Raw genomic sequence first — 21,560 nt, 5'->3', positions numbered from 1 at the left:
CGGAACACCCGCGCCCGCGCCTACGTTGCTGTGGGTACCGACGACAGGAGAACCCCATGGCCGACGAATTGACCGTCACCCGCAACGACGACGCCCGCCGCTACGAGATCCACGTGGGCGACGAGCTCGGCGGCTTCCTCGAGTTCCGCGCGATCGACGACGACCGCACCGTCCTCCCCCACACCGAGGTCGACCCGGCGTTCAAGGGTCGCGGCCTCGGATCCGCCCTGGCCAGCGAAGCCCTGTCAGACCTCGCCCGCCGCGGGGGCAGCGTGATCCCCTCGTGCCCGTTCGTCGCGCACTACCTGCGCGAGCACGACGTCCCCGGCCTGGTGATCGAGTGGCCGAACGACGACGACGCCGCCGACTCGGCAGGACCCGGCGAACCCTCGTGACCCGGCTCGACGTCGCTCCCCCCGAGGCCGAGGGACCGGTCGACTGCGATGGCCCGCGCGCCCTCGTCGTGACGGCGCGCGAAGTACCCCTGGGCGGCGTCCGCGGCATGGAGGTGCACCGCACCCTCCCCCACCGCGCGCTGCCGATGGTCGGTGCGTGGTGCTTCCTCGACCGATTCGGGCCGCAGGACACGCTCATGCGCGTCGAACCGCACCCCCACATCGGGCTGCAGACGGTGACGTGGCCGATCGTCGGCGAGGTCAGGCATCGGGATGCCGTGGGAAGCGACGTCGTCGTCCGCCCCGGCGCCCTGAACCTCATGACGAGCGGCGCCGGCATCGCCCACTCCGAGTATTCGGTCGGCGAGGGACCGATCCCCCTCGACGCCCTGCAGCTCTGGATCGCGCTCCCCGAGTCGCGCCGTCACGGCGAACCCGCCTTCGAACGGCACGAAGACCTGCCCGTTCTCGATCTCGGCGAGGGTGCCGAAGCCGTCGTCGTCATGGGCGCGCTCGGCGACGTCACCTCGCCGGCGACCGTGCACACCCCGCTCGTCGGCGCCGAACTGCGCCTGCCCGCGGGCGTCGACGTGCGCGTGCCCCTCCGACCCGACTGGGAGTACGCGCTGTCCGGCATGACGGGCACCGTCGAGGCGGTCACGGGAATGGACGCCACCGACGCCGACGCGGCGAGGCGCCCGGTGTCGGCGCCCCAGGCCGGGCCCACGGCATCCGTCGATCACACCCGGCTGGTCTACCTCGGAAAGGGCCGCGACCACCTCGAGCTGCGCAGCGACGACGGAGCGCGCGTGTTCCTGCTGGGCGGGGAGCCGTTCGAGGCCGACATCGTCATGTGGTGGAACTTTGTGGGCCGCTCCCACGAGGAAATCGTCGAGGCGCGCGAAGCCTGGGAGGGGCAGACGGCCCGTTTCGGTCCCGTGGTCGACCACGGCCCCGAACGCATCCCCGCCCCGCCGCTGCCCGCGGTGAAGCTCACCCCACGGCGCCGCCGCGGCTGATGCGTCACGCACAGCGGCGCCCGAGCCGAAGCCCGGGCGCCGCCGTGTCGATCGATGACTAGCGCAGCACGATGAACGCGCTGCTCGAGCGCGACGACTCGACCGTCGCGCTGCCGCCGTAGACCGCCTTCACCAGCTTGACCCCGCGCGTCTGCGGGTCGAGGGCGATGACCGCCTTGCCGTCCTGCAGGGTCGCGACGTAGTCCTTGCCCGCCACGGTGACCGTCACGTCGCCCTGGGGTGCGGGGCCGCTGAGCGGACGCACCTTCACGGTCAGCGTGTACGCGTCGCCGGTACGGCCGACCCAGGGATCGACGGTGACCGTCGTGAACGAACCGACCACGACCGGCACCCCGGCGCTGTCGGCGGTCGCCGTCAGTCCGTTGGCGGGCGAGGTCGCCGTGACCCGGACGGTGAGCACACGGCCCAGGTCGGCGCGCTGCACGCGATACGAGGCCGAGGTGGCGCCGTTCACCGGCTCACCGTCGCGCAGCCACTGGTACGTCGTGGTGACGTCGGCCGGGTTCCACGTGCCGGGGGTCGCCGTGAGGGTGCGCCCGAGCTTGGCCGTGCCCGAGATCGTCGGCGCATCGACGATCGCCGGTGCGGCTTCGCCCGAGTCGACGGTCAGCACCGTCTGCACCTCGGAGTCGCCGTACCGAACGACGCCGAGGTACTGCGTGCGCGGGGCGAGCCCCTGCCACGACAGGTCGTACGAGACCGCGGCACCCTGCTGCACGGGGAGCGGGTTGGGCGTCGCCGTCAGCTGCCCCTCACCGCCGGGGACGACGTTGGCGTACGTCATGTCCCAGGTGAAGGGTCCGGTGAACGAGTAGATGTTCGCCTCGATCAGATACGTGCCCGGGGTGGGGTTGGGCAGCGTCACCCGCTCGTCGGCCGAGGCCGTCGCCGAGGTGAATCGCTCGTAGTACCGCAGGTCGTCGGGGCTGACCACGCGCGAGACGAACAGGTCGAGATCGCTCCCGGTGTCATCCGACGAGTTCAGGTCGAAGCGCGAGAGGGTCGTCCCCTCGGGCACCTCGACGGTCCACCGCACGTAGCCGTCGGCGTCACCGGAGTCCTGGTTCCCGCTGTGACCCTCGACGGGGTTGTCCGAATCGGTCAGCAGCGTCTGAGCGGCAAGGCCCGACACCGTCAGCGGCAGCTCGCCGCCGACACCGGGAAGGATCTCGACCGTCGTCGACCCCGACAGGCCCGTTCCCGAGACCTCGGCCGGAGCCTCGGCGGTCGCGGGACGGATGGCGATCGGCGAGCGCACCTGGTTGCCGTCGCCGGTCCAGGTGAGGAAGCCGCTCGTCCACTGCTCGGCCGCCGCGTCCGTGCGCGAGAACGTCACGGTGAACGTCTTCTGCTCGCCGGCCGCGCCGAACTCGAGCGTCGACGGCTCGACCGTGGCATCCACTCCGGGGACATCGATGGATGCCGAGAACGTTCCCGCCGTCGTCGAGGTCACCGTGCGCGTCACGGTCTGCGGCTTCGCGAGCGAACCGATCGAGATGGACGCGAGGTTGAGGTCGCTGCCGTCGATCGGGGCGACGCCGAAGTCGGCGAGGCCCTTGCCCTGCAGGAACGCCGCCCAGTCGGCCGGTCCGTTCAGGTAGAGGAGACCCGGATCGAAGTACTTCGTCGGGTCCACGTGTCCCGCGCCCTGGGCGAACGGGTCCTGTGCGGGAGCCCCCTCCGCATCGACGGTGTCGTACGCGGTGGTCATCAGCGCCGACTTCACCTCGGCCGGGGTCGCGAGGGGACGCTCGCCCAGGTACAGGGCGCCGAGACCCGCGACGTGCGGAGACGACATCGACGTGCCCGAGAGGAACTCGAACGTCGGGGTGGCACCGGGCGCGTTGGCGGCGGCGGCGAGGATCGCGACACCGGGAGCCGACACGTCGGGCTTGAGGACGTCGCTGCCGTCGGCGAGCATCGGACCACGGCTCGAGAAGCCCGCGACCTGCGGCGTGGGCGTCTCGACGCCCGTGACGTTCTCGCCCACGAGGGTCGCGGTCGCATCCGCCGTGCCGCGCACATAGGCGAGCAGGGCGTCGCGATAGCGGGCGTCGATGTGCACGGTGGGCACCGAGTGGAAGTCGTTGTCGACCGAGGCCGGCGTGACGTTCACGAGGATCATGCCCACGCCACCGGCATCCTTCACCGCTTGCGACTTCTCGACGCGCGCGTTCTGACCGCGGTCGCACACGACGATCTTCCCCGCAGCCTTCGCCGCGTCGAGGGATCCGAGCAGGCACAGCGCGGCACTGGCGGGATCGGTACCGGATGCCGCGATGTCACCCGCGTAGACCACGGGCGCCGTCACGTCTTGGCCCTCGCGGACCGACACCGTGGCACCGGCGGCCTGGAACCCATCGGGCAGCTTCACGGTTCCCTCGTAGGTGGGGATCGTCGAGGCCGCGACCGTCGTGTACCAGGGGGACGCGTGGTCGGCGGTCGATGCGCCGGGGCCGGAGTTGCCCGCGGAGACCGAGACGAAGACTCCGGCCGCGGCGGCGTTGAAGAACGCCTGGTCCTCGAGCGAGAGGGTGGTGGTGGCAGCCCCGCCGCCGATCGAGTAGTTGATGACGTCGACGCCGTCGGACACCGCGGCGTTGATCGCGCCGAGCAGGTCGCTCAGGGCGCAGACGTCGTCGGTGGTGACAAGGGGGTCGGGACCCGCCCAGCAGGCCTTGTACGCGGCGACCTTGGCGGCCGGTGCGACACCCGAGATCGCACCGAAGTCGACGCCCTCGACGCTGGCGTCGACGCCATTGTCGCCCGCCGCCGTGCTCGCGGTGTGGGAGCCGTGCGCGTCGCCGTCGCGCGGAGAGCGGTAGTCGGCTTCGAAGGTGAACCCGGTGGCCGCGGCGCCCTGGTCGAAGTAGCGCGCGCCGACGAGCTTCGTCGAGTAGTCGGAGAGCGACCAGCCGTCGCCCTCGGCCACGCGCGGCGAACGGAAGTCGGTGCCGTCGCCCTTGCGGAAGACCACGTCGTTGCCGTCGAGGTAGGGCTCCGAGCCGGCGGTCGTGCCGAGCTGCTCGCCCGCGAACGCCGGGTTCTCAGGCGCGATGCCGGTGTCGACGACGCCGACGACGACACCCTCACCCGCGGAGCCGATGCCGCCGATGCGGTTCCACACGCCGTTGTCGCCCTCGAGGCCGAGGAACTCGGTGGAGGGAACCGCGACCGGGTGGCGGATCTCGTCGGGGACGACCTTCTGCACGCCCTGGGTCGCGGCGAGCTTGGCGGCCTGGTTCGGGTTCATGCTCGCGCTGAAGCCGTTGACGGCGATCGTGTACGAGTTGTCGGGGCGGACACCGGCCTCGTCCGCGACGTTCTGCTGCCGCTCCTCGAGGAAGGCGGAGTACTTCCGCGCCTGCGGGGAGTCGGTGTCGAGCCGCGCGTCGTCGGACTTGGTGGCATCCAGGCCCGGCTCACCGCCCGCGTACGTGGCGACCGGGGCCTCGTCGAGAACGACGATGTACCGGCCCGTGGCCGATTCGATGGGTGTGGGAGGCGTCACCGCCTCGCCCACGTCGGCAGCCTGAACGGCTGTGGCTCCGGCAACGGTAAACAGTCCGGCCAGGGAAATGGCCGCGACCGAACGCAGGGTTCGACCCATCGTGCGCTCCAAACGGGGGGATGAATTGAGCGATCTGCGCGACGACGGCGGCGCGCGTTGCACAAACATAACTCAGAGCCGTTTCATCACCAACGTTCAGTTTCGAACGGAGTTCGGAAGCGGCCCGGGGCCGAGGCGGCACCGTCGCGCGGAGTCTCCGATCGACGCGCCGCCGGATCGGATCCGTCGACGGCGTGTCGGCCTCGGACTCCGCACGACGGCCCCGTGCGTCGATGCCCGCACCGGCCGAGCTCGCGGCTCGACGTCGCGTCAGTAGGTCGGTGCGGCGGGGAGCCCGAAGAACTCCTCGAGGGTGGTGAAACCGCCCTCGTGGTAGGCACGGGCGAGCTCGGGACCGATGTACCGCAGATGCCACGCCTCGGGCTCGTAACCGCTCACGCTCTCACGCCCCTCGGCATAGCGGGTGATGAAGCCGTACTCCCACGCATGCTCGCGCACCCACGCGCCCTGGGCCGATCCGGCGACGTCGTCCAGCGTGCGGCAGGAGCCGTTGCAGGGGACGATGTCGACGGCCATTCCGGACTGATGCTCGCTGAAGCCGGGTCGCGCACTCTCGCGATCCGCCTCGGCGACTCCTCCGACGGCGACCCGACCCGCGTAGGTCGACTTCTGCGTCGTGTACGAGCGATAGGCGCTCAGGTAGCCGATCTCGCCGGCACCGGCGTCGGAAGCGGCCTTCACGAGCGAGGTGAGGGCGGCTGCGGCGGGGGCCCGGACCGCGGAGTCCTCCAGGGCGCGCACGTTCGCGGGCATGACGAGGTCGCCGGGCTGATAGTCGACCGGGTCGTAGGGGCGCTGCTTGTTGACGACGAGCCATTCGCGGTTCGGATCCGACAGCGAGACGCAGGGGGCGATCCCGGATGCCACCGCTGCGCGGAACGCCTGTCCGCCACCCGCAGCCGCGATGGTGGCGGCGTCGTCACCCGATGCCAGGGCGGCGGTGAAAGCGGGGTCGTCGCAGGGAGTCGCGGTGGCGGCGACGGCGGCGAGCTGAGGGACGGGGATGCCGTCGTCGGCGACGGGCGGCGGGCCGGAGAACTGCGCGACGGCGCCGTCGGACGCGCCGGGTTCTCCCCCGGAAGCCGCGGCCCCGATCGCCACCGCGCACGCAGCCACCACGACGACGCCCGCGACGACGACGGCGAGGCGGCGCCGCAGCAGCACCGGCGCGAGTCGACGGATGCCGCGCAGACCGTGGTCCGCCGCATCGCGCCCGACCATCTCGCGGCGCAGCTCTCGGCGGGTCGGGGTGCCTTCGGCGGACGCCTGCTCGGAGGGGACGACGGGCAGAACGAGCGCCGCGGTCGCGAGTCGCTCCGCCTCGGCGCGCGCGGCGCGGCGAGGCGAGGTCTCGGGATCGTGGTCGGTCATCGGCTCCATTCTCGCGCGCGCTCCCCGAGCGGTCGAACCGGGCCGGGTCGCATCCCCCACGGGTCGACGGCATGATCGATTCGACGGCGCACCACGTTGCCATTTCTTAGAACATGTGTTCGACTGCGAATATGAGATGGCAGGGACAGCAGTTGGGCGTCGACGACACCTCCGCACTCCCGGGCATGGAGCGGATGGACGGTCTCGTCCGGTCGGTGACGCCCCCCGAGTTCGCCGGAATGACGTTCCACGAAGTCCTCTGCAAAAGCGCTTTGAATCGCGTCCCCGGCGCCTCGGCCATGCCCTTCGACTGGACCGTGAATCCTTATCGCGGCTGCAGCCACGCGTGCTCGTACTGCCTCTCTCCCGACACTCTCATCCTGAGGGCCGATGGCCGCCAGGTGCCGCTGTCAGAAATCGGCGTCGGCGACGAAATCATCGGAACAGAACAGCGCGCGAGGTACCGCCACTATGTCCGAACGACCGTTCTGGCCAGGTGGACCACCCGCAAACGCCTCCATCGAGTGACGCTCGCGGATGGTACCGAGATCGAGGCGAGTGGCGACCACCGGTTTCTCACGGAACGGGGCTGGAAGTACGTCACCGACTCTCCCGTGGCGGGCGAGCGGCGCCCTCACCTGACGACGTCGAACCGCCTGCAGGGGTACGGCACGGGAGCGCGCTCCTCCGTTCCTCCGACCAGCTCGGATTGGCGCCAGGGATATCTCACGGGCATGGTGCGCGGGGACGCGATGATCCTCCATAAGACCTACGACGACGGAAAGCGGATTCGGTCTATCCATCGGTTTCGCCTCGCCCTGGCCGACCGAGAGGCACTCGACCTCGCGAAGAATCTTCTGGAGCAGATCGGCATCTCCACGATGGTCCGTCCCTTTTCCGTTCCCGCTCATCGCCGCCCCATGACGGCCATCCACACGGCGAAGAAGCAGGACGTCGCGAGGCTCGAGGAATATGTCGCCATACCGAGCTTGAGAAGCCAAGAGTGGTCGGCAGGCTTCTTGGGGGGCATCTTCGATGCGGAGGGTTCGTGTTCGAACGGCATTGTGCGCATCAGTAACGCGAACGAGGAACTGCTGTCGCTCACGGAGGAAGCTTTGGCTGCCTTCCGCTTCGACGCCGTTCGCGAACCCGTTCGGCCGAACGGGGTGTCCTCCATCCGTCTTCGCGGAGGGCTCTCGTCGAGAAGACGATTCTTCGACGTCGCGCGCCCGGCTATCACTCGCAAACTCGACGTTTCCGGGGCCGCGGTGAAGACCAGCACCGACCTGCGGGTCGTCAAAATCGAAGACATCGGACATGACATCGACATGGTCGACATCACGACCGGCACGGGGGACTTCATCGCGAATGGTGTCGTCAGTCACAACTGCTTTGCCCGCAAGACACACGAATACCTCGACCTGGATTACGGCGCGGACTTCGACTCGCAGATCGTCGTGAAGGTCAACGTCGCCGACGTGCTGCGGACCGAACTGCGCCGTGGCTCGTGGGCGCGCGAGCCCGTCATGCTCGGCACGAACACCGATCCGTATCAGCGGGCGGAGGGGCGTTACCGGCTCATGCCCGACATCGTCGGCGCCCTCACCGACAATGGCACCCCGTTCTCGATCCTCACGAAGGGCACGCTCCTTCGACGGGATCTCCCCCTGCTGTCCGAAGCCGCACAGCACGTGAAGGTGACGCTGGCGATGTCGATCGCGGTCTTCGACGAGACGCTCCAGCACTCGATCGAGCCCGGGACGCCGAGTGCCGAGGCGCGACTCGAGACCGTGCGCGCGGCCACCGCCGCGGGGTTCCGGGTGACGGTGTTCCTCATGCCGATCATGCCGCACCTCACCGACTCGGTCGCCGCTCTCGACGACGCTCTCGCACGCATTCGCGAGGCCGGCGCGGCGCGGGTCGTGTACGGGGCACTGCACCTGCGCCCCGGCGCGAAGCAGTGGTTCTTTGAGTGGCTCGAGCGCGAGCACCCGCACCTGGTCTCGTCGTACCGAGGCCTCTACCCGGGAGTCTCCGTCACGGCCCCGAAGGCCTACCGCACGTGGCTCGGCAAGCGCATGCGCCCCCTGTTGCGGATGCACCGCCTCGACGGGTGGGACGAAGACGATCACCCGCGGGGGCGCCCGCAGCCGGGGTTGGCCGCACGTACGCCGCCCGCCAACAGCCTCGGACCCGTTCGCCGCACCGGGCCCGCGGCATCCGGTCGCCCGCGTGTCGCGCCGGCGAGCGAGCCGACCCTGTTCTGAGGCCGGCCCGTTCTCGCCGCACGGCGGCGGAAGGACGCACGAAGCCCCCGCCGCAAAAGCGACGGGGGCTTCGTAGAAGGGATTTACGCGTCGACGTTCGACAGCTGACGGCCCGACAGCTCCTCGAGCACGTCGTCGCCCAGCTGCGTCTCTTCGAACGGCGCCTCGATCTCGGCGCGATCGAGCAGCTCGGTCATGCGACGACGGCGCTGGCGCGTGATCAGGGTGACCACCGTGCCGCTGCGACCGGCGCGGCCCGTGCGGCCCGAACGGTGGAGGTACGTCTTGTACTCGTCGGGAGCATCGGCCTGGATGACCAGGTCGATGTCATCGACGTGGATGCCGCGGGCGGCGACGTCGGTGGCCACAAGCACGTTGACGCGGCCCGAGGTCAGCTTCTCGAGGTTGCGCGTTCGCTTCTGCTGGTTGAGGTCACCGTGCAGGGCGACCGCGGCGATGCCCGCGTCGTCGAACTGCTCGGCGAGCATCTCGGCGTAGGCGCGCGTGCGGGCGAAGACGAGCGTCTTGCCCTCGCGGTCGACGAGCGAATCGAGGATCTGCGCCTTGTCGCGGTGCTCGATGACGAGGACGCGGTGCTCGATGGTGCTCGAGTCCTGGTCTTCGCCGGCGACCTCGTAGACCGCGGGCTCCACGAGGAACTCGTCGACCAGGGCCGCGACCTCGCGGTCGAGCGTGGCCGAGAAGAGGAGCTTCTGGCTGCCCTTCGCGGTGGCGCGGAGGATGCGCTGCACGGGCTCGAGGAAACCGAGCTCGCACATGTGATCGGCCTCGTCGAGGACGGCCACCTGCACCTGCGAGAGGTCGAGCTTGCCCTGGTTCAGCAGGTCTTCGATACGCCCGGGGGTGCCGATGATGATGTCGACGCCCTTCTTCAGCGCACCGACCTGACGCGCCTGCGGCACGCCGCCGTAGATCTGGGTCGTGAACAGGCCGACGCTGCGGGCGATCGCCTGCACCGTGCGGTCGATCTGCAACGCGAGCTCTCGCGTGGGCGCCAGGATGAGCGCCTTCGGCGAACGGCCGAACTCACGACGCTGACCGGCCTGAGCGCGAAGGATGCTCTCGACGAGAGGAGCACCGAAGGCGATGGTCTTGCCGGAGCCGGTGCGGCCACGGGCGAGGACGTCGCGACCCTCGAGGATCGGGGCGACCGTCGCCGCCTGGATCGGGAAGGGCTTCTCGGCGCCCAGACCGGCGAGAGCGCGGACGATGTTGTCGCCCAGTCCGAGCTCGGCGAAACCGGCACCGGTCACGGTCGCGGCGTCGACGGCCTGCGCCTGCAGACGCTCGTGCACCACGTCGACGCGCTGCTCGTGCTCGGCGGAGCGCTGGGGAGCACCGTTCCAATCGCTGCGGCTCGGGCCGTCGTTGCGGCGCGGGCGGTCGTCGAACGACCGGGCGGGGCGGTCGCTGCGGTCGAAGGAGCGCGCGGGACGCTCACCGGCATCGCGACGCGGACGCTCGTCGCGGTCGAAAGAGCGCGCCGGACGGTCATTGCGGTCGAAAGAGCGAGCCGGACGCTCGTCGCGATCGAACGAACGCGCCGGACGATCATTGCGGTCGAAAGAGCGAGCCGGACGCTCGTCGAACGACCGAGCCGGACGGTCGCTGCGGTCGAAGGAGCGCGCGGGACGCTCACCGGCATCGCGACGCGGACGCTCGTCACGGTCGAATGAACGCGCCGGACGGTCATTGCGGTCGAACGAACGAGCCGGACGCTCGTTGCGGTCGAACGAACGCGCGGGACGGTCGTCGCGGTCGAACGAACGAGCCGGACGGTCATTGCGGTCGAACGAACGCGCGGGGCGATCGTTGCGGTCGAACGAACGCGCGGGACGCTCACCGGCATCGCGACGCGGACGCTCGTCACGGTCGAACGAACGCGCCGGACGATCATTGCGGTCGAACGAACGTGCCGGACGCTCGTCGAACGACCGAGCCGGACGATCGTTACGGTCGAACGAGCGCGCCGGACGGTCACCGGCATCGCGGCGCGGACGCTCATCGCGATCGAACGAACGCCCCGGGCGGTCGCCGAAGTCGCGACGCGGACGCTCGTCACGGTCGAACGAACGCGCCGGGCGGTCGTCGCGCGCCGAGGTGCGGATGTTGCGAGCCTCGGTGCGGCCGGCGCGGTCGGCCGCACTCCAGCGGCCCTTGTCGGCGGTGGCCTCGGACTCGGGACGGTAGCCGCGGTGGCTGGGGCTCTTGCTGCCGGGCTTGGCGGGGGCCTCGGTGCCGGGGCGACGCTTGCGGTCCTGGAACGAGGTCTTGGCGCCGTAGCGGGGCTCGAAGTTCTTGGCGGCGCGACCGCCGGCGGGCTTCTTGTTCTTGGGCATGGGGAAACTTCCTGGGTTCTGTTCGCGCGAAACAGCGGCGCCGCTCGTGGCGGTGCGATACCCGGACTTCCGTCGGCCGGGGGCCATTCACTAGAGATGGTCGAGGCCGCGATCGCGTCCTGTCCATCGGCCCCTTGGACTCACAAACCCATCCGCGCGTCACGCGCGGTGTCCAGAGCCGACCGCACAACGTTACAGCCTGCGCCTGGGAATGGCATCCATGCCCCTGCCCGTCACGAAAACAGGACGTTCGATGAGAACAGGCCGATTCCGCGAAGATTCTCCTGTTCTCGTGACATGCCCTGTTCTGGTCGCGGCCGGCGCCGCCAGACGCGGCCGCCTGGCGGAAGATAGACGCATGGCAGATACCGACGCCCACCCCATCACGGTGGCGATCGAGCGGCGCATCGACCCGACGCGCACCGCCGAAGCGACCTCCTGGATGCAGGCCGGCACCGACCTCGCGACCGCCTTCCCGGGCTTCCTCGGCTCGGGATGGGTGCGGGCGGGAGAAGACAGTGACCTCTGGTACATGCTGTACCGATTCCGCGACATCGCCACGCTCGAGTCGTGGGAGAGTTCGACCCAGCGGCAGTGGTGGCTCGACTCCGGCCGCCCCTTCGCGCGGGAGGAACGCAGCGAACGCCGCACCGGCATCGAGGGCTGGTTCGACGCACCGCACGGCTCCGTCCTCGAGGCGGCGACGGTGACGGATGCCGGAACCCAGCCGGTCCACCCGCCGGTGCCCGTGGCTCCCCCGCGCTGGAAGCAGGCCGTCACGATCTGGGTCGGCTTCTTCCCCACGAACCTCGCGGCGTCCTGGCTGCTGGGGTTCGTCCCCGGGTTCGCCGAGATCCCGTTGATTCTGCGCGTGCTCGCGACGACCCTCATGCTCACCCCCGTCATGACCTACGCGGTGCTCCCGTGGGTCACCCGCATGCTGCGGCCGTGGCTGCAGCGCCCGCCCCGCTCGCGAAAGGCTTCGTCATGACCGCTGACCCCACCGGACACCGCTTCCACCTTCGCGGCGCGCACTCCTCGGCCGAGATCGCGCAGGTGGGTGCGGCGCTGCGCGCGCTGACGGTCGACGGCGTCGACCTGGTTCCGCGCTACGCCGACGACCTCCCCACGCCCGCGGCATCCGGAGTCGTCCTCGTCCCGTGGCCGAACCGCATCCGCGACGGCAAGTACTCGTTCGGCGGCGAGGATCTGCAGCTCGCGATCAGCGAGCCGAAGTTCGGCAACGCCAGCCACGGACTGCTGCGCTTCGGGACCTATCGGGCGATCGAGCACACCGACGAGCGTCTCGTCCTGGGAGCGGATGTCGTGCCGCAGACCGGGTACCCCTTCCACCTGCGCACGCGCGTCACCTTCGTGCTCGAGGCCGACGGCCTGCACGTGACCCACGACATCGAGAACATCGGGGCGAAGGCGGCTCCCCTCGCCCTCGGCGTGCACCCCTACCTGCAGATCGGCGGCGTGCCAACCGAGGACCTCGTGGTCCACTCCATGGGGACGACGACTCTCGTGCTCGACGAGCGCAACATCCCCGTCGACGAAGTGCCGGTCGACGCCACCACCGACCTGCGCGGCGGCCGCCGTCTCGGCGATGCCTCGCTCGACAACGGTTACCGGGGACTGGAACGGGATGCCGACGGCCGCGCACATCACACCCTCACCGCCCCCGACGGTCGCAGCGTCGAGCTCTGGCAGGACGACGGCTTCCGCTGGGCACAGGTCTTCACCACCGACCGCTACCCGGGGCACCCGCTCGCGGTGGCGGTCGAGCCGATGACGGCGCCCGCGAATGCGTTCGCGACCGGCACCGATCTCGAGACGCTCGAGCCGGGCGGGAAATACACCCGGGAATGGGGTATCCGCTTCCATTCCTGATCCGCCTTGTCCCCCAAATGGGGGACAAGAGATTGCCCATATGATCTGGGAATTTCTCAGACAAGCCCTGCCCCGAATGGGCGGCGCGAACGATACCATGTGCCCTGACGGTTTCCGTCGAGGCCGGGGGCGGTAATGGACCGAGATTTCCCCTGGTTCATACCCGAATGAGCCGACGGGGGCCGAGGGTCCCGCGGTGTGGGGGGATTCTCGTTCCGTCCTGAGGAAAGATCCCCCACATGAGCACCGCGCTCCGCTCCGCCGTCCCCTTTTCGCTTCCGGTGCCGCGTCTGGGCGGCCTGGTACGCCGCATCAATGCGATCCCGACGATGCATGTCGGCGCAGCGGCCCTGATCGTGCTGGTGGGCGGGCTGCTCCTGTCGATCGCGACGACGAGCGACCCGCTGTGGTGGCAGCTGCACTTCAGCCAGCTGGGCATCTTCGGCGACATTTCGAGCGCATTCTTCAACACGACACTCAAGGTCAGTGGAATGATCGTCGTGGTGTTCGCCTTCCGCGTCCGGCGGGACGTGCGTCGCGTGGGTCGCGGGCCGGTCCGTCGCGGTGCGGCGACGGTCGCGTTCATCTGCCTCAATGTCGTCGGCGTCAATCTCGCTCTCGTGGGCTGCATTCCTCTGAACACCGACAAAGACCTTCACGATAAGGTCGCAGGCTCCATGGTCCTCGGCTTCCTCGCCCTTCTGCTGAGCGCGCCGTTCCTTTTCCACCGCCTCGGAAAGCGCATGGCCATCGGCACCGGGATCGCCACGGTGTGGCTGATCATCTCGATCGCCTTGTTCGTCTCGGCGACCATCAACCTGGCCCTCTTCGAGACCATCTCGTGCGCGGCGATGTTCGCGTGGTCGGGGATGTTCACGCACATTCTCGCTTCGGCGACGGCGGCCACGTCGAAGCAGACGACGACTCCCCTCGCTTCTGCGCGCCACACGCCCGTCCGTCGCGCGCGGCTGTCGCGCGCGCGGGGCGCCGCCCTCACCCGACCGGCCCCGTCGGCGGCGCGTCCGCGACGCCTCGCCCCCGCCGCACGACCCGTCGTCGACGGGTCACCGGTCGGCAGCGGTCGCGCTCTCTCCCCGGCGGGCGACATCGGGCACCGCCCGGCGGAGCCGGCGCGGAGGTCGCGACGGCGAGTGACGGCGTCGCGACCCCTGCGCGTCAGTGCTTCTCGCGCAGCTCGCGGCGGCTCAGCGGGTGCCCGTCGTCGGTCGTCGATTCGACGTGCTCTGCCTCTCGCGCCGCCCGCCGCTCACGGCGCCGCTCGCTCGCTCCCTCGATGAGGTTGTAGAGCGTCGGCAGCACGAGCAGGGTCAGCAGCGTCGACGACACGAGTCCGCCGATCACGACGACCGCGAGCGGCTGCGAGATGAAGCCCCCGTGGCCGGTGATGCCGAGCGCCATCGGCACCAGGGCGAAGATCGCCGCCAGAGCCGTCATGAGGATCGGGCGCAGGCGTCGTGCGCCACCGACCACCGTGGCCTCGAAGACGCTCAGACCGCGGGCGCGGTACTGGTTGACGAGGTCGATGAGCACGATCGCGTTGGTCACGACGATGCCGACGAGCATCAGCGCCCCGATCATGCCGGCCACCCCGAGGGGCACGCCCGTGATGAGGAGCATGAGGATCGCCCCCGTCGCCGCGAACGGCACCGAGACCAGCAGCTCGAGCGGCTGACGCAGCGACTTGAAGGTCGCCACCATCACCACGTAGACGATGAGGATCGCCGCGAGCAGGGCGAGGCCGAGCTGGCTGAACGCGTCTGCCTGGTCGGTGACCGAACCGCCCACCTTCGCGGTGGCGCCCTGGGGCAGGGCCGTGTCGGCGAGGGCGGCGTTGACGGTCGACGAGGAGCTGCCGAGGTCGTCGGTCGTGGGGGTCACGGTGATCGTGGCGGTCCGCAATCCGCGCGACGTCGAGATCGACGGCGACGTCTGGCTCTGCTCGACCGTGGCAATCTCGTCGAGACGCACGGTGCCGCGCGCGCTCGGGATCTCGAGGGCGCGCAGATCGTCGATCGTCTGCGGCGGGTTCGCCGTGGCGACGTAGACGGTCACCCCGCGCCCGTCGATCTCGACGGTGCCCGCCTGCCGAGGCTGTTGGGTCGCCGAGACGAGGGCCCCCACCGTGCGCTCCGACAGCCCGCGCTCCGAGGCGGCGTCACGGTCGACGCGCACGGAGATGAAGGGAAGGGATGCCGAGAGACTGCTGGTGACCTGTCCGATGCCGTCGCGCCCCTCAAGGCCCGCCACGACCGCGTCGCTCGCCTGCTGCAGGGATTGTCCGTCGGGCGCGGTGACGTCGACGGTGATGCCGGCGGAGCCGAGTCCGCCCCCGGAGGCGGCGACCTCGATCTCGCCCGCGTCGGTGAGTGCCTCGAGTTCGGTGCGCACGCGGTCGCGCAGCTCGACCTGGTCGACACCGGACTCCGAGGTGATCGAGTACGTGATGCCCGACCCTCCGCCCGAGAACGCGTCACGCAGAGCGGAACCGCTCGAGCCGATCGAGGTCTGCACGGTCTGGACGCCGTCGGTGTCGAGCAGCACGGCTTCGACTCTCTGGGCTGCCGCGTCCTCGGCATCCAGGCTCGGAGCCGAGCCGATCTTCTGCGTCACCGTGAAGGTGTTCTGGCCGGAGTCGCCGAGGAAGTCGGTCTTGAGGAGGGGGACCGACGCGAGCGTCCCGCCGAGCACGAGGACGGCGAGGGTCAGCGTGACCCACGAGTGCTTGAGGGTCCAGCTGAGCACCGGCACGTACGCCTTCTGCAGACGCGAGGGCGGCGCGGTCGGCGACTCGGGGTCGACCTGGTTGCCCTCGGCATCCCGGATCACCTTGCCCGGCCGAAGGAACCACGACGCGAGCACGGGCACGATCGTCAGCGACACGAGGAGCGAGGCCGCCATGGCAATGGTCACGGTGAGCGCGAAGGGCCGGAAGAGTTCTCCGGTCACGTCTCCGACGAAGGCGATCGGGAGGAAGACTGCGACCGAGGTGATCGTGGAGGCCGTGATCGCCGCCGCGACCTCGCGCACCGCGCGCACGATGGTCGGGATCTTGTCGGCGTCGCCGACGTAATGGCGCTTGATGTTCTCGATCACGACGATCGAGTCGTCGACGACGCGACCGATCGCGATCGTGAGGGCGCCCAGGGTCAGGATGTTCAGCGAATAGCCGAAGGCCTGGAGCCCCACGAATGTGATGAGGACGCTGGTGGGGATCGAGATCGCCGTCACGAGCGTCGAGCGCACCGACATGAGGAAGATGAGGATCACGACGACCGCGAAGACGAGGCCCAGCAGCCCCTCTTGAGCGAGAGCTTCGATCGACTGCTGGACGAACGGAGCCTGGTCGAAGACGACCGTGAAGGTCGCACCCTGGCCGAGCTGAGACTCGAGGCCGGGGAGCGCCGCGAGGACGCCGCGCGACACGTCGACGGTGTTGGCGGCGGGGAGCTTGGTGACCGCGATCGTGAGGGCCTGCTGCCCGTCGACGCGAGACAGGGTCGTCACGGGATCGGGCTCGAGCGCGACCGTCGCGACGTCGCTGATCTTCGTCTGCCCCGCCTGGAACTGCGCGGCGTCGGTGGGCACGAGCGGAAGGGCCGAGATCTCGTCGACGCTGGTCAGCTTCGATCCCGTCTGCACGGTCAGGGTCTGGTCGCCCTCGGTCAGCGAGCCGCCCGGGAAGAGCACGCCGTTGGCGTCGAGGGCGTCGGTGATCGCCTGCTGGCTGAAGCCGCGTTCGCCGAGCTTGGCGGTGTCGGGGGTGATCGTGACCCGCTGGGCCGTGCCGCCGACGATCTGCGCGCCGTTCACTCCGGCGACGTCTTCGAGGTCGGGCACCACGCTCGTCTGAAGGATCGACTGTGTCGCCTCGGCGTCGGTGAAGCCCGTGACGGCGAGCTGGATGACGGGGAAGTCGTCGATGCTGGCCGAGGCGACGGTGGTGTCGGCGGAGTCGGGCAGCTGGTCCTTGATACGCGCGATGGCGGCGAGGATCTTCTGCTGCGCCCCCGCGAGGTCGGTGCCGTAGGTGAACTTGGCTGAGACGATCGACGAGTTCGTCGTGCTCGTCGCGGTGCTGGATTCGAGCCCCTCCACGCCGCGGATGGCGTTCTCGATGGGCGTCGACACGTCGGTCTCGACGACCTCGGGCGAGGCGCCCGGGTAGGTCGTGACGACGGCGAGCTGCGGGAACTCGATCGAGGGGATGAGCTCCTGCTTGAGGCTGGTCAACGCGAGTCCGCCGAAGATCGCCGCGACGATCGTGACGAGGGCGATGAGGGCGCGGTTCTTCAGGCTCAGGACGGCCAGGTACGACACGGGGGACCCTCCGGGTAAGTCCGATACAGGAATGTATCGAAGCTCAGTATCCCATGCGCGCCCACCCCTCGGACCGCCCGGCGGGCGGCTGCCTCAGAGCGCCGATCCGAGCGACAGACCCAGTGCCGCCGCGACGACGGACCCGACGAACGACACAACCGCGTACGACACCGCCGCGCGGGAGCGCCCCTCTTCGGCGAGCAGCGCCGTGGTCACGGCCACCGCGCTGAAGGTCGTGTATCCGCCGAGCAGGCCCGTCCCGAGGATCCACCGCCATGACTCGTCGGCGGGAAGGGGGGTCAGGATGCCGAGCACGAGTGCCCCGGTGAGATTCACGACCAGGATGCCCCAGGGGAACTGCTCCCCCGTGCGGCGCCGCACAGCCACATCGAGCAGATAGCGCAGCGCCGCCCCCACGCCGCCGGCGAGGGCCACGGCGAGGAAGATGAGCGGCATCACGCCGCCAATCTACCCCTCGCCGTGCGGGCCCCTCACGCCTCGAGCGCCTCGACGCGACGACGCAGTTCGGATGCCTTCTCGGCGCCGATCTGCGCCTCGGCGAGCTTGAGTGCGGCGCTCGCGGTGAGCGTGCGCGCCACGAGGTAGGTGGGGCTCGCTGTGAGGTCGGGGATGACGTCGAGGATGATGCCCTCGGCATCGGGGTCGGTCATGAGCTTGCCGAGCTTGATCTTTGCCAGGTCGTAGCGAGCGGTCATCGGTCCTCCTTGAACGGGGCGCGCCGTCGCGCCCTCGGCAGATTGTTGCACATATGTCCCGCTATGTCATCGATCGCTCGGGATCGCGCGAGAAAGCGCCCACGAGCGCGTAGGCCGCGCGCGCCTCGGGCGTCCAGAACGCCCCGACGTAGACGTGGAACCCCGCCGGAGCGGTCTCCAGACGCACCGACGCCCGCTCGGCGCGCGCCCGTCGGGCGAAGGCGACGGCGTCGTCGAAGAAGATGTCGCGACCCCCCTGGAACACGAGCGTCGGCGGCAGCCCGGCGAGCTCCATCCGCGCGGGATTGAGCAGCGGGTCGTCGAGCCCCCGATCGCCCACCCACGCCTCCGCGCCGGCTCGAAGACCGGGAACGCGTAGCGAGGGATCCCGCGGCACCCGACGCGCGATCCCCGGGTCGGTGAGAGCGAGATCGAGCCACGGCGAGAACAGCACGAGCGCGTCCGGTCGACGCGCGGCGCGCAGGGCGAGCCCCACCGCCACGGCCCCTCCGGCCGAGTCGCCCGCCACGAGGAGGCGGGAGGTCCCCGCCCGTGCGGCAAGACGTTCGTACTGCGCGTCGATCACGGCGAGGGTGTCGTCGGCCCGATGCTCGGGCGCCAGGGGGTAGCAGACCACCGTGATCGCCGCCCCGGTCGCCCGCGCGAGACGCTCGACGATCCACCAGTGCTCGGCGACGAGGGGATTCACCAGTCCCCCACCGGGCAGGTACATCAGCTCGAGGCCCGCGGTGCGCGCCGCCGGCTCGTAGCGGGAGACGGGCAGCCCGCCCTCACGCGAGACGACGACACGGCCCGAGCGTCGCAGGCGCTCCGGCGGATCGGCCGGACGGCGGCCAGGGTCGAGCGTCTCGAGATAGTCGTCACGAGCCAGCGCGAGGCGGATCGGCCGCGCGCTCACCCACATCGCCGCGGTCGTGAGCGTCATCGACAGCGACACCGGCTACTCCCCGCGCGCGTCGGCGGCCATGTCGGCGAGCGCGTTCGTCGTCACCAAGCGGACGACAGCCGGCAGACCCGCGGCGATCTTGCGCCCCACGAGGGGGCCGAACACCAGCGAGAGAGGACCGGAGATCTCGACGGCGTGCGTCACCGACAGCCCGTTCGGCGTCTGGCGCATGCGGTGCGGGAACGACAGCACCGCCCCCGGCAACCCGATGCGGAAGTTCATCACGGCCCCCGGCTGCAGCTCGGTGAAGGTGAAGCGCTGCGCGGGGGTTCCGTGGTTGACCACGCGGCCGGAGTCGCCGACGCGCGGGGGCACGGGGAAGGTGGCCTCGCGCAGGTCGGGATCGTCGACGGCCCAGTCCTCGGGGGTGGTCCACCTCTTCCACACCGCGTCGGCGGTGGCGGTGGTGAGGTGCGTGTACTCGCGGCGCCAGGTCATCGGGCGACTCCCGTCTGTTCGTGGGCGGTCGAGGAGGAGGTCAGGATGCCGCGGGCCTGGAGCGCCGCACGCTCACCGGCGCGGACGGCGCCGTCCATGAATCCCGTCCAGCGATCGGCGGTCTCGGTACCGGCCCAGAGGATCGACCCGACGGGGGTGGCTAGGGCACCGGCATAGGGCACGACCGCTCCCGGCCCCGGGGCAGCGGTGGGGCCACCGCCGACCCAGGGCTCGGCGCCCCAGCGCTGGTCGATGTAGCCGATGGCATCCAGCGCCCGGGGGCCGAACAGGTCGGCGAAGGACGACAGCGCCCGCGCTGTGCGCTCGGCGGGTGCCAGCTCGTCCCACTCACGGGCGTAGACCCCGCCGATGAAGCCGAGGAGCACGCCGGGGGCGTCGGCGCGAGCGGGACCGGCGTCGAACGCGATGAAGACCGGGCCGGTGTCGGAGAGCCCCTGCCCCGACAGGTCGTGGTCGCGCCAGAACGGCCGCTCGTACACGGCGTAGGCCTTCGACAGCACCCCGGCCGGCCAGCGTTGGGCCATCTGGGCGTGAGAGGGGGGAAGGGCCGGCGCGAAGTCGATCCTGCCGCGCAGCGCCGGTGGCACCGCGACGACGACGGCGCGGGCGGTCACCGTCGCGTCGGCCGTCGACACGCGCACCCCCGCGGCGGCGGTCTCGATGCGCCGCACCGGAGCGCTCACCCGCAGAGCCGGCCCGAGCGCGTCGGCGAGACGCACGGCGATCGCGTGCGAGCCCTCGACGAAGTGCTCCTCCTGCGCGCCGCCCTCGGTGTCGAGCATCGACGACAGTCCACCCGCCTGGTGGATGTAGTGCAGAGCGTGCAGGAACGAGATCTCGTCGGGCTCGCACCCCCACGTCGTCCGGCCGGCGATCGCGATGAGCTCTCGCGCCGCGGGAGAGGCGTGCGAGCGGCGCAGCCACGAGCCGAGGCTCTCGGCATCCAGGTTCGCGGCCTGCGGGGCGGCGGCGGGGTTCCCCCGGGGGACGGTGCGCGCCAGGCGGTCGAGAGTGAGTTGGATCCGCCCCACGTCGAGCAGGCTCGCGCCGACCGGGGGCACCGTGCCGCGATAGCGCCGGTGCTCGCCGCGCCACCGAAGGACGTTGCGACCCGCGGCGTAGGTCCGATAGCGCGAGACGCCCACTTCGTCGGCGAGAGCCAGGATGCGATCCTGACCGGGGCCGACGAACGTGCCGCCGAGGTCGACGTGCACCCCCGCCACCTCTGCCGACGACACGCGTCCGCCCACGCGGGGCGCCGCTTCGAACACCGCCACCGTCGCGCCGAACTGGCGAAGCCGGTGAGCGGCGGTCAGGCCCGAGAGACCTGCGCCGACCACGACCACGTCGACGTCGGGGGCCGGGACCCGGTCCGCAGAGGGCGGGGAGGCGGTCATAGGCTTACTCCGTTCCGAAGGCGACACCGACCACCCCGGTCGGCGAGGAGGACAGCGTGAGCGAGACGACGAGCCGGCCGATGCGGGCGCGCGGTCGCGCGCGTCGCGAGCTGCTGCTGGACGCCACGATCGCGATCATCGCCGAGGGGGGCATCGCGGCCGTCACGCACAGGTCGGTGGCCGCCGCGGCGGGGGTGCCGCACTCGTCGACGACGTACTTCTTCGACTCGCTCGACGACATGATCGGCGAGGCCGTGGCGCACGCGATGGCGGCCGAGCTCGAGCGGCTCGAGCAGTTCCGATCCGTCCTCGTCTCGGGCGCGAACAGCCCCGGTGCGGCGATCGACGAGTTCGTCGAGATCGTGCGCAGCCAATCGCAGGACCACACGGTCGCGCAGTTCGAGATCTACCTCTTCGCCTCGCGTCATCCGGCCCTGCGCGTGCACGTCGAGAAGATCCTCGACGAGACGCGGGCGCTCGCGGCGGCCGTGCTGCAGACGAACGGCGTGATCGATCCGCACGCCGCCGCTGCGGTCGTCGCCCTGATCGACGGTTTCGCCCTGCATCGCATCGCCCGTTCCGAGGAGGTCCAGTTCCAGTCGCTGGCGCACGCCCTGCGCGCCGCCATCGTCGGGTTCGTGACCCTCGCCGCGACCTCTTCGCTGGGCGAGGGGGATCACTCCCCCGCTTAGTTGGCACAAACGTACAGGTTTCTCGCGCCGGCCG

General features: G+C 70.4%; 15 protein-coding genes and 1 pseudogene. 7 read left to right on the top strand and 9 right to left on the bottom strand.

Annotated elements, in window-relative coordinates:
- Nucleotides 1-56: 56 nt before the first annotated feature.
- Nucleotides 57-395, top strand: a complete 339-nt coding sequence (locus J2X55_RS04200) for a GNAT family N-acetyltransferase (RefSeq protein ID WP_115916040.1) — start codon at nt 57-59, stop codon at nt 393-395.
- Complete coding sequence (locus J2X55_RS04195) at nt 392-1,414, top strand: pirin family protein (RefSeq protein WP_115916041.1); 1,023 nt, start codon at nt 392-394, stop codon at nt 1,412-1,414. The genes J2X55_RS04200 and J2X55_RS04195 overlap by 4 nt, the downstream gene beginning before the upstream one ends.
- Before the next feature lie 58 nt (nt 1,415-1,472).
- Here the strand turns inward: J2X55_RS04195 and J2X55_RS04190 are convergent, their stop codons facing one another.
- Together J2X55_RS04190 and J2X55_RS04185 are read right to left on the bottom strand one after the other, a co-directional pair.
- Nucleotides 1,473-5,045: a S8 family serine peptidase gene (locus J2X55_RS04190; protein WP_181906365.1), complete on the bottom strand. Its 3,573-nt coding sequence runs from the start codon at nt 5,043-5,045 to the stop codon at nt 1,473-1,475.
- Between the two features lie 270 nt (nt 5,046-5,315).
- Nucleotides 5,316-6,437 carry a M15 family metallopeptidase gene (locus tag J2X55_RS04185; protein ID WP_309822021.1) on the bottom strand — a complete coding sequence of 374 codons (1,122 nt, stop codon included), beginning with the start codon at nt 6,435-6,437 and terminating at the stop codon, nt 5,316-5,318.
- Between the two features lie 131 nt (nt 6,438-6,568).
- Here J2X55_RS04185 and J2X55_RS04180 point away from each other — a divergent pair, with 131 nt between their 5' ends.
- Nucleotides 6,569-8,704, top strand: coding sequence for an intein-containing Rv2578c family radical SAM protein (locus tag J2X55_RS04180; protein WP_309822019.1), 2,136 nt, complete (start codon nt 6,569-6,571; stop codon nt 8,702-8,704).
- 83 nt (nt 8,705-8,787) lie between these two features.
- Here J2X55_RS04180 and J2X55_RS04175 read toward each other — a convergent pair whose 3' ends face one another.
- Nucleotides 8,788-11,064 (bottom strand): DEAD/DEAH box helicase, encoded by a 2,277-nt coding sequence (locus tag J2X55_RS04175; RefSeq protein WP_309822018.1) that lies wholly within the window; start codon nt 11,062-11,064, stop codon nt 8,788-8,790.
- 358 nt (nt 11,065-11,422) lie between these two features.
- On the opposite strand from J2X55_RS04175, the gene J2X55_RS04170 reads away from it, so the two are divergent.
- From J2X55_RS04170 to J2X55_RS17365, 3 genes and pseudogenes are all read left to right on the top strand, one after another.
- On the top strand, nt 11,423-12,055 hold the full coding sequence (locus J2X55_RS04170) for an antibiotic biosynthesis monooxygenase (RefSeq protein WP_309822017.1): 633 nt from the start codon (nt 11,423-11,425) through the stop codon (nt 12,053-12,055).
- Nucleotides 12,052-12,957 (top strand): aldose 1-epimerase family protein, encoded by a 906-nt coding sequence (locus J2X55_RS04165; RefSeq protein WP_309822015.1) that lies wholly within the window; start codon nt 12,052-12,054, stop codon nt 12,955-12,957. The genes J2X55_RS04170 and J2X55_RS04165 overlap by 4 nt, the downstream gene beginning before the upstream one ends.
- 239 nt (nt 12,958-13,196) lie before the next feature.
- A pseudogene (locus tag J2X55_RS17365) lies at nt 13,197-13,820 on the top strand (DUF998 domain-containing protein); the annotation flags it as partial.
- A 313-nt stretch (nt 13,821-14,133) separates the two neighbouring features.
- Here the strand turns inward: J2X55_RS17365 and J2X55_RS04160 are convergent.
- The 6 genes from J2X55_RS04160 to J2X55_RS04135 all read right to left on the bottom strand — a co-directional run bounded on the left by J2X55_RS04160 (nt 14,134) and on the right by J2X55_RS04135 (nt 20,834).
- Nucleotides 14,134-17,295, bottom strand: a complete 3,162-nt coding sequence (locus J2X55_RS04160; protein WP_309822013.1) for an efflux RND transporter permease subunit — start codon at nt 17,293-17,295, stop codon at nt 14,134-14,136.
- A gap of 93 nt (nt 17,296-17,388) precedes the next feature.
- A complete protein-coding gene (gene crcB / locus J2X55_RS04155; RefSeq protein ID WP_103206913.1) occupies nt 17,389-17,751 on the bottom strand; it encodes a fluoride efflux transporter CrcB in 363 nt (120 codons plus the stop codon).
- A gap of 35 nt (nt 17,752-17,786) precedes the next feature.
- Complete coding sequence (locus J2X55_RS04150; protein WP_103206914.1) at nt 17,787-18,011, bottom strand: hypothetical protein; 225 nt, start codon at nt 18,009-18,011, stop codon at nt 17,787-17,789.
- A gap of 61 nt (nt 18,012-18,072) precedes the next feature.
- Nucleotides 18,073-18,969: an alpha/beta hydrolase fold domain-containing protein gene (locus J2X55_RS04145; protein ID WP_115916049.1), complete on the bottom strand. Its 897-nt coding sequence runs from the start codon at nt 18,967-18,969 to the stop codon at nt 18,073-18,075.
- A 3-nt stretch (nt 18,970-18,972) separates the two neighbouring features.
- Complete coding sequence (locus J2X55_RS04140; RefSeq protein WP_115916050.1) at nt 18,973-19,416, bottom strand: hypothetical protein; 444 nt, start codon at nt 19,414-19,416, stop codon at nt 18,973-18,975.
- A complete protein-coding gene (locus tag J2X55_RS04135) occupies nt 19,413-20,834 on the bottom strand; it encodes an FAD-dependent oxidoreductase (protein WP_115916051.1) in 1,422 nt (473 codons plus the stop codon). Before J2X55_RS04135 ends, J2X55_RS04140 begins: the two co-directional genes overlap by 4 nt.
- 56 nt (nt 20,835-20,890) lie before the next feature.
- Here J2X55_RS04135 and J2X55_RS04130 point away from each other — a divergent pair, with 56 nt between their 5' ends.
- Nucleotides 20,891-21,526, top strand: coding sequence for a TetR family transcriptional regulator (locus tag J2X55_RS04130; protein WP_210110613.1), 636 nt, complete (start codon nt 20,891-20,893; stop codon nt 21,524-21,526).
- The last annotated feature ends 34 nt before the right edge of the window (nt 21,527-21,560 follow it).

Origin of the sequence: Microbacterium sp. 1154 (genome assembly GCF_031455375.1) — a bacterium.
Classification (GTDB): domain Bacteria; phylum Actinomycetota; class Actinomycetes; order Actinomycetales; family Microbacteriaceae; genus Microbacterium.
The sequence above is the reverse complement of the archived record's forward strand: the minus strand, read 5'-3'. Positions and strand labels throughout refer to the sequence as shown.